At 67.3% G+C, this 12,825-nt stretch carries 13 protein-coding genes; 8 read left to right on the top strand and 5 right to left on the bottom strand.

The window, feature by feature from the left end:
* Window positions 1-236 precede the first annotated feature (236 nt).
* Genes MKD38_RS21930 through MKD38_RS21920 form a run of 3 tightly spaced genes read left to right on the top strand, consistent with a single transcriptional unit; the run spans window position 237 to window position 2,104 of the window.
* Window positions 237-662 carry a VOC family protein gene (locus tag MKD38_RS21930; RefSeq protein WP_252679993.1) on the top strand — a complete coding sequence of 142 codons (426 nt, stop codon included), beginning with the start codon at window positions 237-239 and terminating at the stop codon, window positions 660-662.
* The gene (locus tag MKD38_RS21925; protein WP_252679991.1) at window positions 662-1,423 is read left to right on the top strand and encodes a 16S rRNA (uracil(1498)-N(3))-methyltransferase; all 762 of its coding nucleotides are present in this window, start codon (window positions 662-664) and stop codon (window positions 1,421-1,423) included. The genes MKD38_RS21930 and MKD38_RS21925 overlap by 1 nt, the downstream gene beginning before the upstream one ends.
* A gap of 57 nt (window positions 1,424-1,480) precedes the next feature.
* Window positions 1,481-2,104 carry a YidB family protein gene (locus MKD38_RS21920; RefSeq protein ID WP_252679989.1) on the top strand — a complete coding sequence of 208 codons (624 nt, stop codon included), beginning with the start codon at window positions 1,481-1,483 and terminating at the stop codon, window positions 2,102-2,104.
* Window positions 2,105-2,187: 83 nt separating this feature from the next.
* On the opposite strand, the gene MKD38_RS21915 is transcribed toward MKD38_RS21920, so the two are convergent.
* The 3 genes from MKD38_RS21915 to MKD38_RS21905 form a co-directional block, all read right to left on the bottom strand.
* Complete coding sequence (locus MKD38_RS21915; protein ID WP_018006331.1) at window positions 2,188-2,805, bottom strand: barstar family protein; 618 nt, start codon at window positions 2,803-2,805, stop codon at window positions 2,188-2,190.
* The gene (locus MKD38_RS21910) at window positions 2,802-3,173 is read right to left on the bottom strand and encodes a guanyl-specific ribonuclease (RefSeq protein ID WP_252679987.1); all 372 of its coding nucleotides are present in this window, start codon (window positions 3,171-3,173) and stop codon (window positions 2,802-2,804) included. Before MKD38_RS21910 ends, MKD38_RS21915 begins: the two co-directional genes overlap by 4 nt.
* 378 nt (window positions 3,174-3,551) lie before the next feature.
* A complete protein-coding gene (locus MKD38_RS21905; RefSeq protein WP_111519173.1) occupies window positions 3,552-5,873 on the bottom strand; it encodes an NADP-dependent malic enzyme in 2,322 nt (773 codons plus the stop codon).
* A 390-nt stretch (window positions 5,874-6,263) separates the two neighbouring features.
* On the opposite strand from MKD38_RS21905, the gene thiL reads away from it, so the two are divergent.
* The 3 genes from thiL to MKD38_RS21890 all read left to right on the top strand — a co-directional run bounded on the left by thiL (window position 6,264) and on the right by MKD38_RS21890 (window position 8,480).
* Complete coding sequence (gene thiL / locus MKD38_RS21900) at window positions 6,264-7,244, top strand: thiamine-phosphate kinase (RefSeq protein WP_252679985.1); 981 nt, start codon at window positions 6,264-6,266, stop codon at window positions 7,242-7,244.
* 125 nt (window positions 7,245-7,369) lie between these two features.
* The gene (locus tag MKD38_RS21895) at window positions 7,370-7,936 is read left to right on the top strand and encodes a phosphatidylglycerophosphatase A family protein (RefSeq protein ID WP_111519171.1); all 567 of its coding nucleotides are present in this window, start codon (window positions 7,370-7,372) and stop codon (window positions 7,934-7,936) included.
* 46 nt (window positions 7,937-7,982) lie between these two features.
* Window positions 7,983-8,480, top strand: coding sequence for a CinA family protein (locus MKD38_RS21890; RefSeq protein ID WP_012353857.1), 498 nt, complete (start codon window positions 7,983-7,985; stop codon window positions 8,478-8,480).
* A gap of 81 nt (window positions 8,481-8,561) precedes the next feature.
* Here the strand turns inward: MKD38_RS21890 and pyrF are convergent, their stop codons facing one another.
* Entirely contained in the window at window positions 8,562-9,380 is an 819-nt protein-coding gene (pyrF, locus tag MKD38_RS21885; protein WP_252679982.1) for an orotidine-5'-phosphate decarboxylase, read from the bottom strand.
* A 226-nt stretch (window positions 9,381-9,606) separates the two neighbouring features.
* Between pyrF and MKD38_RS21880 the strand changes: the two genes are divergently transcribed.
* Window positions 9,607-10,506: a DMT family transporter gene (locus tag MKD38_RS21880; RefSeq protein WP_252679980.1), complete on the top strand. Its 900-nt coding sequence runs from the start codon at window positions 9,607-9,609 to the stop codon at window positions 10,504-10,506.
* 566 nt (window positions 10,507-11,072) lie between these two features.
* A complete protein-coding gene (gene corA, locus MKD38_RS21875) occupies window positions 11,073-12,035 on the top strand; it encodes a magnesium/cobalt transporter CorA (protein WP_018006324.1) in 963 nt (320 codons plus the stop codon).
* 11 nt (window positions 12,036-12,046) lie between these two features.
* On the opposite strand, the gene mtgA is transcribed toward corA, so the two are convergent.
* The gene (gene mtgA, locus MKD38_RS21870) at window positions 12,047-12,748 is read right to left on the bottom strand and encodes a monofunctional biosynthetic peptidoglycan transglycosylase (RefSeq protein WP_252680025.1); all 702 of its coding nucleotides are present in this window, start codon (window positions 12,746-12,748) and stop codon (window positions 12,047-12,049) included.
* Between the last annotated feature and the right edge of the window lie 77 nt (window positions 12,749-12,825).

Below are 12,825 nucleotides of genomic sequence, written 5' to 3'. Positions count from 1 at the left end.
GGACGCCCCGCCGGCCGAGTACGGGCGATCATCGCAGGCCGCCCGCGCCGCCGCATGCCGGCAACCGGAACCATCCGGGCCCCGACATGCCTGATGCTTCACCCCGGCGCCAGGCCGCGCACCGTGGCTCGGCACTTCGACAGCGTAGCGCGGCACGCGTAAGATGCACTCTCGCACCGCGCGGCACGCTGCCGCGCCGGGTTTCCCGCAACCAGGAGACGATCAAGGAGACGAACATGAGCAGACCGGCCAACACCCCCTGGCTCACCCCCTACCTGACCGTCGCCAATGGCCGCGCCGCGCTGGATTTCTATGGCCGCGCCTTCGGCTTCACCCCGGGCAACGTGGTCGACGAGAACGGCGTCCCCACCCACGCCGAGATGCACTACCAGGGCCAGCTGGTGGTGATGTTCGCGCCCGAGGGCGCGTGGGGCAGCACCGCGCGTACGCCGCGCTCGCTCGGCGTGGAATGCCCGCAAACCTTCTATGTCTATTGCGACGATGTCGACGCCATGCACCAGCGCGCGGTCGACGCCGGCGCGGTCAGCCTGATGGCGCCGGCCGACCAGTTCTGGGGCGACCGCTACTGCATGGTCGAGGATCCCGACGGCTACCGCTGGGGCTTCGGCAAGCCACTGGCCCAGACCAGCCAGGCACGCTGATGGCGCCACGATTTTTTGTCGGCGGCGCGGACACCATGCTGGCCGCCGAGTCGGATTTCCCGCTGCCCGAACCGGTGGTGCGCCACGCGCAGGTGCTGCGCCTGGCGCCGGGCGACGCCATCACCCTGTTCGACGGCCGCGGCGGCAGCCACGCCGCCACGCTGGTCGAACTGGGCAAACGCCACGCGCTCGCGCGCATCGGCGCGCATGACGCGGCCGAGGCGGAGCCGCCCTTCCGCGTCACGCTGGCACAGGGCCTGGCCGGCGGCGACAAGATGGACTGGCTGATCGAGAAAGCTGTAGAACTTGGCGTCGCGGCGATCCAGCCGCTGCAGGCCAGCCGCTCGGTGGTGCGCCTGTCCGGCGAGCGCGCGCAGAAGCGCCAGGCGCACTGGCAGGCGCTGGTCCAGGCCGCCTGCGAGCAATGCGGCCGAAATCGTTTGCCGGCGGTGGCGGAGGTCACTAACTTGGATACGTGGCTGGCGCGCGCAGACCGGTCCGGCAACGGCGCCACCAGGCTGCTGGTGTCGCCGCGTGCCGCGCAAGCGCTGCCGGCGCTGGTGGCAGAACGGCGCGAGGCGCTGCTGGCCGATGGCGTCACCTTGCTGATCGGCCCGGAAGGCGGCCTCGCCCCCGAAGAAGAACAGGCCGCGCTGCAGGCGGGTTTCACCGGCGTGTCGCTCGGCCCGCGCATCCTGCGCACGGAAACCGCCGGGCTTGCATGTCTGGCAACCCTGAACGCCTTGCTGGGCGGATTCTGACGACGGGGCCACCCCGGCCCTGTGTCACCTTGCAACCCTGACTGAAAGGAGTCGACCATGGGACTACTCGATAGCGTGCTGGGCGGTGTGCTCGGACAGCTCGGCGGCGCGCGCGGTGAGGGCGGGCAGGCCGGCGGGCTCGACCCCAAGCTGATGATCGCGCTCGGCCTGCTGGCAACCCTGGCCATGCGCAGCCGCGCGCAAGGCGGCGATGCCGCCGGCGGCACGCCCGCGGCCGATGACGGCCTGGGCGGGCTGGGCAGCCTCGGCGGGCTGCTGGGCGGCATGCTCGGCGGCGGCGCCAGCGCCGGCACCGCGCCGGGCGGCGCTACCGGCGGACTCGACCTGGGCTCGCTGCTCGGCGGCCTGCTGGGCGGCCAGGGCGGCGCGCCGGCCAACAGCCAGGCGCTGGGCGCAGCCGCCGGCGGCATCGGCGCGCTGCAGCAGATCCTGGCGCAGGCCGGGCTGGGCGAACAGGTCAATTCATGGATCGGCAGCGGTGCCAACCAGCCGGTCACGCCGTCGGCGCTGAGCGACGCGCTGAACGACACCGGCGCCCTCCAGTCGCTGGCGCAGAGCACCGGCATGTCGCAGGACGACGTGGCGGCGCAGTTGAGCGAAGGCCTGCCGGAACTGATCGACCGGCTCACGCCGCATGGCCACCTGCCGGCGCAGGAATAAGCGCCGCACCTGACCCTGACAAGCAAAAAGCCCGCATCAGCGGGCTTTTTACCTGGTATGCCGTGGAACGGCAGCTGGCGCGGTCAGGCGAACGAATAGAACACGCGGAACTGCACCTTGCGCTCGCCCCAGAACTCGGCGGCGTCGCGGAACACGTCGAGCAGCACCTCGCGCGCTTCCTTGTCGAACTTCTGCGCGATCGGCAGGCCCTCCAGCACGATCACGAAACCCGGCTGCGGGCCGGCCTTGTAGATCATGTCGGTGAGGCAGTCGGCCAGTGCATCGAAATTCTTGCCGAAATGCTTGGGGAAGGTGAACGAGGTGGCGATGGTTTCCAGGATCTCCGCCTTGCTCGCGCAATGCGCACAATTGGCATACAGGAAATGCTGGCCGAGATCGGCCGCGGCCTGGGCCAGTTCCGGCACGCGGAAGGCGCGGATCGACTGGACGATGTTCGGACGCACCGTCTTGAACAGGTTCATGGCCCCCTCGCTGGTGCCGTCGTTCCAACCGGGACCGGCGGGCATGGCCACGGGCGCGGTCGCGGGCGGGAGTTTTTGCATGAGCTCCTGGCTCGGCATCATCAGCACGTTGTCGTATAGGTTCTGGGCCTGCTGCTGAGCCCGCTGCCAGCCATCTCCGGCGCCGCGCTCTTCGCGGGCGGCAAGGGCGTCGCCCAGTCCGAAAATGTCAGTCATCATTTGAGTATCCGTTTGAAGCTGTTGTAGTGGTCTTCCGTGTAGTAACAATCGTTGGCAGCGCGCTGTTCCCCGCCGCAGACGATCCGCTTGGCTCCCCGGTTCCGGCTCCTGGCGCTCTTGACCGTGTATTCGCGGTAATAACCGCGTTCTCTTAGCGGCAGGATGCGTTCGTAGTTGCCGAATCGCGAGCCGTCCTTGTCATACGGGAACGGGCCGCCGGCTTCGATGCGCTCCATGGTCTGCCGCGCTTCGTTGGGCAACTGCTGCACTGCAATGGTTCCCAGCCCTTCGGTCTGCGCCTGGCGTGCCAGCGTCGGCTGCGCCAGGGCCAGCACCAGCGCCGCGCCGGTCAGGGACCGGGCCAGCATGCGCGTTGCGTGCCGCATCGGAGAAACTTGGAAACCCACGTTGCTTGTCTTGGTTGAACCGGAAATCGAGCCTGCCGCTGGTTGGGTAGACGATCTGTCCGGGCCACCCTGGCCTGCCCCTCTGCGCTGCCTGAAGCGTCGCGCGAGGAATGCCGGCCGCACCGGGGCGCTCATGGCGAGCGCCTGTATCAAAGGCGTAAGGTTACGCGCATGCACGCAATTAATCAATCCCGCCCCTGTTGCAGCGCAATTTCTTCAATTGTTTCAATATGTTAAGCGTATGTGTGCGCATACTAACCATCGTCACGGGGCGATAAAAAAAGCCGGGCGAGCCCGGCTTTTCGTCACCTTGGCCCGTTCCCGGCATAGGCAATCGGCTTAGCGCTTGGCGGCGGCGTCGACCACCACCAGCGACGTCATGTTGACGATGCGGCGCACCGTCGCCGACGGCGTCAGGATGTGCACCGGCGCCTTCACGCCCAGCAGGATGGGCCCGATCGCGACGTTGTTACCCGCGGCAACCTTGAGCAGGTTGTACGAGATATTGGCCGCGTCGATATTCGGGCACACCAGCAGGTTGGCTTCGCCCTTGAGCGTGCCGTCCGGCACCAGCTGGTCGCGCAGCTTCTGGTCGAGCGCGCAGTCGCCGTGCATTTCGCCGTCGATCTCCAGCTCCGGCGCCTGCTCGCGCAGGATCGCCAGGGTTTCGCGCATCTTGCGCGCCGACGGCGCCTCGGACGAGCCGAAGTTCGAATGCGACAGCAGGCCGACCTTGGGTTCGATGCCGAAGCGCTTCAGCTCTTCGGCGGCCATCAGCGTGATCGCGGCCAGTTCCTCGGCGCTCGGATCGACGTTGACGTGGGTGTCCACCAGGAAGATCTGGCGGCCCGGCAGCACCAGGCCGTTCATCGCCGCATAGACCTTGTTGGTGCCGCCCAGCACCTGGTCGATATAGCGCAGGTGCGCCGCGGTGTTGCTGACGGTGCCGCAGATCATGCCGTCGGCCTCGCCCTTGTGCACCAGCATCGCGCCGATCAGCGTGGTGCGGCGGCGCATTTCGAGCTTGGCGTACTGCGGCGTGATGCCCTGGCGGGCCATCATGCGGTAGTAGGCATCGGAGTAATCGCGGAAGCGCTCGTCGTGTTCCGGGTTGACCACGGTGAAGTCCACGCCGGCGCGCAGGCGCAGGCCGAAGCGCTCGATGCGGTGCTGCAGCACGGCAGGGCGGCCGATCAGGATCGGGTTGGCCAGCTTTTCGTCGACGATCACCTGCACCGCGCGCAGCACGCGCTCTTCCTCGCCCTCGGCGAAGACGATGCGCTTCTTGTCCATCTCGACCTTGCGCGCGGCGGCGTAGATCGGCTTCATCACCGTGCCGGAGTGGTACACGAACTGCTGCAGCTGCAGGCGGTACGCGTCCATGTCCTCGATCGGGCGCGCGGCCACGCCGGACTTCATCGCGGCTTCGGCCACGGCCGGGGCCACCTTGACGATCAGGCGCGGGTCGAACGGCTTCGGAATCAGGTATTCGGGCCCGAACGACAGGTCCTGGATGCCGTAGGCGGTGGCAACGATGTCGCTCTGCTCCTGGCGCGCCAGTTCGGCCAGCGCATTGGCCGCGGCGATTTCCATCTCGCGCGTGATGGTGGTGGCGCCGCAGTCCAGCGCGCCGCGGAAGATGAACGGGAAGCACAGGACGTTGTTGACCTGGTTCGGATAGTCGGTACGGCCGGTGGCCATCACCGCGTCCGGACGCACTTCCTTGACCAGCTCCGGCGAGATTTCCGGATTCGGGTTGGCCAGCGCCAGCACCAGCGGCTTGTCGGCCATGCGCTGAACCATGTCCTGCTTGAGCACGCCCGCCGCGGACAGGCCCAGGAAGATGTCGGCGCCGTCGATCACTTCGCCCAGCTTGCGCTTGTCGGTCTTTTGCGAGAAGCGCGCCTTTTCCGGGTCCATCAGCTCGGTGCGGCCCTCATAGACCACGCCGGCGAGGTCGGTCACCCAGATGTTCTCGATCGGCAGGCCGATGTCGACCAGCAGGTCCAGGCAGGCGAGCGCGGCCGCGCCGGCGCCGGAGGCCACCAGCTTGACCTTGGCGATATCCTTGCCGACCACTTTCAGGCCGTTGATGATGGCCGCGGCCACCACGATGGCGGTGCCGTGCTGGTCGTCATGGAAGACCGGGATCTTCATCTTCTCGCGCAGCTTGCGCTCGACGTAGAAGCACTCCGGTGCCTTGATGTCTTCCAGGTTGATGCCGCCGAAGGTGGGCTCGAGCGCGGCGATGATCTGGACCAGCTTTTCCGGGTCCTTCTCGTCGATCTCGATGTCGAACACGTCGATACCGGCAAACTTCTTGAACAGCCCGCCCTTGCCTTCCATCACCGGCTTGGACGCCGCGGCGCCAATGTCGCCCAGGCCCAGCACGGCGGTGCCGTTGGTAATCACCGCGACCAGGTTGCCGCGCGCGGTATAGCGGAACGAGTTGGCCGGATCGGAAACGATTTCTTCACAAGCTGCGGCGACGCCGGGCGAATACGCCAGGGCCAGATCGCGCTGGTTCGACAGCGGCTTGGTCGGCGTGACCGAGATCTTGCCGGGAGTGGGAAACTCGTGATACTCGAGCGCCGCTTTGCGCAGCGCCTCGCGCTGCTGCTGTTTCAGATCGTCTTGGGACGGGGACTGTGGGCTGGTCATCGGCGCATCTTCCAATCGGTGGAGCCGTCATTGACAAGGCGGGGACGATCGGCGGACCGGCTCCACGCGTCCGCCCTTCTCTTCCTTTGGAACCCAGCATTTTATATAGTGAAAAACTATTTCACAATAAGCGTTTTGCTTGGGGCACCTTTGCGATTCGGTACAATATGCCCCATCCTCCCGGGCAACACCAGCAAGCGTAGCGCCCAGCCGGCAAAGCGGCGCAGCGCAGGGCGGTCATGGCTGTGATGCGCGGCAGTATCTTGCTGAAACGCGCGACGCGCCCCATGCTGATGCCGCGCGCCGCTGCCGGATTTGCCGGCAAACCCTGCTGATCTCCTGCCCAACCCCGCCGTCACTCCACCGCCCATCCCGGCACGTCGTCGATCCATGCCCAACGCCCAGCCCGCCCAGCTTTCCGAATTCGACCTGATCCGCCGCTATTTCACGCGGCCGGTGCGCAAGGCTGCGCTCGGCGTGGGCGACGACTGCGCACTGATCGAGGGCCGTCCCGGCCATCATCTCGCCATCAGCACCGACATGCTGGTCAGCGGGCGCCATTTCTTTCCCGACGTGGCGCCGCGCGCGCTCGGCCACAAGGCGTTGGCGGTAAACCTGTCGGACCTGGCCGCCATGGGCGCCGAGCCGCGCGCCTTCACGCTGGCCCTGGCCTTGCCGGAGGCCGAGCCCGAATGGCTGGCCGACCTGGCCGGCGGCATGCTGGCGCTGGCCGACGAACACGGCTGCGAACTGGTGGGCGGCGACACCACGCGTGGCCCGCTGACGCTGTCGCTGACGGTATTCGGCGACGTGCCGCTGCGCGCGGCGCTACGCCGCGACGCCGCGCGCCCCGGCGACGATATCTGGATCTCCGGCACCCTGGGCGACGCGCGGCTGGCGCTGGGCGACTGCCGCGGCGAATGGCTGCTGCCCGAACCCGAATTCACCCAGGTCCGGCCGCGCATGGACGCGCCGACGCCGCGGGTGGCGCTGGGCATGGCCTTGCGCGGCGTGGCGCATGCCGCACTGGATATCTCCGATGGCCTGGTGGGCGACCTCGGTCATATCCTGACGCGTTCGCAGGTGGGCGCGCTGGTCGATGTCGATGCCCTGCCCCGCTCGGCAGTGCTGGCCGGCCAGCCCGATGCCATCCAGCGCGAGTGCGTGCTGGCCGGCGGCGACGACTATGAACTGTGCTTCACCGCGCCGGCCGGCCACCGCGCCGCCATTGCGGCCATCAGTGAGCGGCTGGCGCTGCCGCTGACGCGCGTCGGCGCGATCACGCCCGAGCCCGGCCTGCGGCTGGTCGACCGCGCCGGCAACCCGACCCGCTACGAGGGCGCCAGCTTCGACCATTTCGCAGCCCCCTGACACCCGGTCACGGGCATGTCATGATGCCGGCATCGGCGCCTGCGCGGGCACGGGAGTCCCGCACGCATCGCAGCGCAAGCCGGCCATAACCATAAGCCGTATCCGCATCACACGAGCCAACTTTGATGTCCACCTTCCCTCCCGGGGCCGCGCCGCGCGACCCCGCCCTGACCCTGGAAGCCGGCCAGACCGTCAAGGTCACGCGCCCGAGCGCACGCTTCATGCTGGCGCATCCGGCGCACCTGATCGCCTTCGGCTTCGGCTCGGGCCTGTCGCCGGTCGGCCCGGGCACCGTCGGCACGCTCTACGCCTGGCTTTCGTTCGTGGTGATTTCGCTGTGGATCGAGCCCGCCACCTGGCTGTGGATCATCAGCGGCGGCTTCGTCGTGGGCCTGTGGGCGTGCGCCCGCACCGCGCGCGACATGGGCGTGCACGACCACGGCAGCATGGTCTGGGACGAGATCGTGGCGTTCTGGCTGGTGCTGGCCTTTGTCATGCCAACCGGTTTCTGGGGTCAGTTCGCCGCGTTCCTGTGGTTCCGGCTATTCGATATCGCCAAGCCGGCCCCGATCGGCCACTATGACCGCAGCTTGAAAGGCCCGGGCCTGCGCGGCGGCTTCGGCGTGATGTTCGACGACATCTTCGCGGCGTTCTACACGCTGCTGGTGTTTGCCCTGTGGCGCTCGTTCTGAGCGGCCAACGCCAAACTGATTCCCCAACACAACCCCTGCACCCATCATGTCCGTCAGCCGCCTGCTCGACCAGCTCGCCATCCAGGCCGGCGTCGCCCTAGCCGACAAATCCCTGATGCTGGCCACCGCCGAATCCTGCACCGGCGGCCTGGTCGCCGCCGCCATTACCGACGTGTCGGGCTCGTCGGGCTGGTTCGAGCGCGGCTTTGTCACGTACTCCAACGAGGCCAAGTCGACCATGCTGGGCGTGCCCGCCAAGCTGATCCGCGATCACGGCGCGGTCAGCGAAGAGGTTGCGCGCGCGATGGCGGAAGGGGCGCTGCTGAACAGTCGCGCGCAGGTTTCCCTGTCGATCACCGGAGTCGCCGGCCCCAACGGCGGCACCCCGGAAAAGCCCGTCGGCATGGTGTGCTTTGGCTGGAGCAACCGCATCACCACCATCGTTGAAACCCAGCGCTTTCCCGGCGACCGCGCGCAAATCCGGCGCCAGGCGGCCGAGCACGCGATGCGGGGCCTGGTGGAGTTGCTGCGCAACGAGGCCTGAAACATGCGCCGCCGCAAGCAGGCCGATCCAACGAAAAACCGCGCCTGAAGGCGCGGTTTTTTTATCTTCCGCGTGCAGCGGTCAGCCGTGGCGGTAGCGGTTGATGGTCTCGCGCGTCTGCAGCGCGACGTTGCGCGCAGCCGTGGCGAAATCTTTCTCGCGGCTGGCGTACAGGATGGCGCGCGACGAATTGATCATCATGCCGGTGCCGTCGGCGGTGCGCCCGGCCTTCACCGTGGCCTCGATGTCGCCGCCCTGGGCGCCGATGCCGGGAATCAGCAGCGGCATGTCGCCGACGATCTGGCGCACCCGCGCAATCTCGTTGGGGAAGGTCGCGCCGACCACCAGGCCCATCTGGCCGGTGGTGTTCCAGCGCTCGCGCGCGGCCTCGGCCACCAGCTGGTACAGCGGCTTGCCATCAACCTGCAGGAACTGGACGTCCGAACCGCCCGGGTTGGAGGTCCGGCACAGCACGATCACGCCGCGGCCCGGGTAGGCGAGATAGGGCTGCATCGAGTCGAAGCCCATGTACGGGCTGACCGTGACCGCATCGGCCTTGTAGCGCTCGAAGGCTTCCAGCGCATAGTGCTCGGCGGTCGAGCCGATGTCGCCGCGCTTGGCGTCGAGGATCACCGGGATGCCGGGATGGGCATCATGGATATAGTGGATCAGCTGCTCGAGCTGGTCTTCGGCGCGCTGCGAATGGAAGTAGGCGATCTGCGGCTTGAAGGCGCAGACCAGGTCGGCGGTGGCGTCGACGATCTCGCGGCAGAACGAGAAGATGGCGCCGCCGGCGCCGGTCAGGGACAGGGGAAGCTTGTGCGGATCAGGATCGAGCCCGACGCACAGGAGGGAATCGTTGCGCTGCCAGGCGGCAGCAAGCTGCTCGGTGAAAGTCATGGGTACTCGGAATGTCCTGGTGGCGCCGGCGTCTCATCGTGCGGCCGATCCTGGTCGATCTGGCCGATCAGGCCGATGGACTCGGCCGGCGCGGTTGGCCGCAGCGGCGTGAAAACCTTTCATCCCTGCAGCATATGTCGCTTTCGGCAATTTTACCCGCTGCGTGCTATCGTTTTGCGCTTCGTCTCAAAACAATGCGCGGCATCCCGCACAGCCGCGTCCCGTCATGTCTCTTGATCGCCGTGGTCTCTTCCTGCTTGTGGTGCTGACGCTCGCCTGGGGCATCAACTGGCCCATCATGAAGGTGGGCGTGGCGCATTTTCCGGCGATGGGCTTCCGCCTGCTGTGCATGGCCGGCGGGCTGGTGGCGCTGGGGCTGGCCTTGCGGCTGCGCGGCGATTCGCTGGCGGTGCCGCGGCGCGAATGGGGCACGGTATTGCGGCTGGCGCTGCCCAACATGGTGATCTGGCACCTGTTCGCGATCTGCGCGGTCAAGATGCTGTCGTCGGGCCGCGCCGCCATCCTCGGCTACACCATGCCGATCTGGGCGGTGGTCTGGGGCCTGGTGTTTTTCCGCGAGCGCATCGGCACGTGGGCCTGGCTGGGTATCGGCTGCGCGCTCGCGGGTACGGTGCTGCTGCTGTCGGGCGAGCTCGCCGCGCTGACCGGCAGCCCGGCCGGCACGCTGCTGATGCTGCTGGCCGCGGCCGGCTGGGGCTTCGGCACCCAGCTGATGAAGCGCACCCAGACCGACGTGCCGATCGGCGCCATGACCTTCTGGATGCTGGCCGCGACCCTGCCCTTCCTGGCGCTGGGATCGTTGCTGCTGGAAGACGGCTGGCGCATGCCCACCGCCATCGAATGGGCCGCGATCGCCTACAACGCGGTGGTGGTCTTCGCCTTCTGCCACCTGGTGTGGTTCGGGCTGGCGCGCAGCCTGCCGCCGGTGGTGTCGAGCCTGTCGATCATGTTCATCCCGGTGGTCGGGGTGTTTTCCGGGATGTGGCTGCTGGGCGAGCAGCCGCACTGGCAGGACTACGCCGCGATCGTGCTGATGTTCCTGGCGCTGTCCTCGGTGATGCTGGCGCCGCTGCTGTGGCGCCGGCTGCGCGGCGTGGCCGGCTGACGCCCGCGGTGCATGCCGGGTCGCGAGCCGGCAACGGCGCGCGCCCGTCGCGGAGATTTCACTTAACAAGCCACCCTCCGTTGGGCTACACTCGCGGCCATCACAATCCCGGAGAAATTACGTGGGCAGTAGCATCGGGTGTTCGAGTTGGCGCGGCAACGCTGCGACCTCTGCGAATGCCATGTCACTGCGGGCTGCGTAACGACGACCCGCCCGGAGCACCCGGCTCCGCGCTTCGTCGGCCTTGCCCGCAGTCAGAACTGCGGGCGAGTGTCTTTCCGTGCCACCGGCGGCGCCTCCATGCGCGCCCACCGTGGCGGATCTTCCCTCTCCCGGCTAGCCAGCCAACCCAGGCAAACGCCATCGCCTTGTCCGCCTGCCGCGCGCAGCCGCGGGACAGCGCGATCACGCTTGCCCGTGGCCCGGCCATTTTCGGCTCGTTTTGCGGCATGCCGCGGGGCCAAGACGGGGCATGACGCAATACCTGGGAATGCGGCCAGCCGCCTGCGCTTGTCTTCGCGCTTGTCTTTGTTTTTCGTCGCAATCAGCAATAAGGAATCCCGGGGATGATCAACCTGTTCGTCCTGCAAAAAGGCCGGCTTGCCCAGGAGCAGGTCGACGAGCGCAATGAGCTGCTGCAGCACAAGCCGATCTGGATCGATGTCGTCAATCCCGACGACGAGGAACTGAACTGGATCAAGGAAGCCTATGGCGTCGCCCTTCCTGAACTGGAAGACCTGGGCGACCTGGAAGCGTCCGCGCGTTATTTCGAGGGCGAGGACGAGAATATCCATATCCGCACCGACTTCCTGCTCGACGAGGAAGAGGTGTCGCGCAACGTGCGCGTCGCCTTCGTGCTGACCAAGGACGTGCTGTTCTCCATCCACGACGAAGACCTGCCGGTGTTCCGCCTGGTGCGGCTGCGCGCGCGCATGCGCCCGGGCTCGGTGCGCAACGCCAAGGACGTGCTGATGGACCTGTACGCGACCGACGCGGAATACTCGGCCGACTCGATCGAGGAAATCTACGAGCGACTGGAAGAAGCCAGCCGCCGCGTGCTGGCCGAGAACGTGACCGATGCCGCCGCGGCCGACGTGCTGGAAACCATCGCGCGCGAGGAAGACCTGAACGGCCGCATCCGCCGCAACGTGATGGACACGCGCCGCGCGGTGTCCTTCCTGATGCGCAGCCAGCTGCTGTCGGCCGAGCAGCAGGACGAGGCGCGCCAGATCCTGCGCGACATCGATTCAATCGAGAACCACACCGCGTTCCTGTTCGACAAGATCAACTTCCTGATGGACGCCACCGTCGGTTTCATCAACATCAACCAGAACAAGATCATCAAGCTGTTCTCGGTGGTGTCGGTGGCGCTGATGCCGCCCACGCTGATTGCCAGCATCTACGGCATGAACTTCAAGTTCATGCCGGAACTGGACTGGGGCGCCGGCTATCCGTGGGCAATTGCGCTGATGGCGGTGTCGGCGGCGATCCCGCTGGTGTATTTCCGCCGCAAGGGGTGGCTGAGCTGAGGCCGGCGGCTTCAGTCGGGCAGCGTCGCTGCCCCCATCCGCCGCGCGATGATCCCCGCCTTGACGCGGAAGTTCACGCGCACGTTGGCGCAATACTCTTTCTTGTCGAAGCACTTGGGCGCGGGCAACGCCGCCGCCATGCGCGCTGACTGGCCCACGCTGAGCTTGTCGGCACCGGTGCGGAAGTAGTGCTGCGCCGCGGCCTGCGCGCCGAACACGCCCTCGCCCCACTCCACCGAATTCAGATAGATCTCGTAGATGCGCTGCTTGTCGAGCCAGAATTCGAGCATCCACGTGATCGCAAGCTCCTGGCCCTTGCGCAAGTAATGCTGCTCCGACGACAGGAACAGGTTCTTGGCCAGCTGCTGCGTGATGGTGGAGCCGCCGCGCACGATGCGCCCGCGCTTCTTGTTGCGCTCCCAGGCATCGAGCATGGCATCGAGTTCATAGCCGGGGTGGTTGACGAAGTCGGCGTCCTCGCTGGCGATCACCGCGCGCTTGAGGTTGCGCGAGATGCGATCGTACGGCACCCACTGCCGGTTCAGGCCGCAATTCCACACGTTGATGCCGCACAGGCGCCAGCGCTCGGCGCGCATGAAGGTGGTGGTGGTGGGATTGAGGTACTGCCAGCTGGCGATCTGCACGAAGAAGTACAGCTGCATCGCCACCACGCCGGCGACCACGCAACCCAGCAGGTAGCCGAGCCAGCGCACCGGATTGAAGACGGCGCGCGCCGGCGCCGCGTGGGTGCGGGTGGCACTGGCCATGCGGTTGCGGTTGGCCACGGCCG

Origin of the sequence: Cupriavidus sp. WGlv3, from assembly GCF_023952475.1 — a bacterium.
GTDB classification, from domain to species: domain Bacteria; phylum Pseudomonadota; class Gammaproteobacteria; order Burkholderiales; family Burkholderiaceae; genus Cupriavidus; species Cupriavidus phytorum.
Note: the sequence above shows the minus strand (reverse complement) of the source record. Positions and strands in the feature narration are given on the sequence as shown.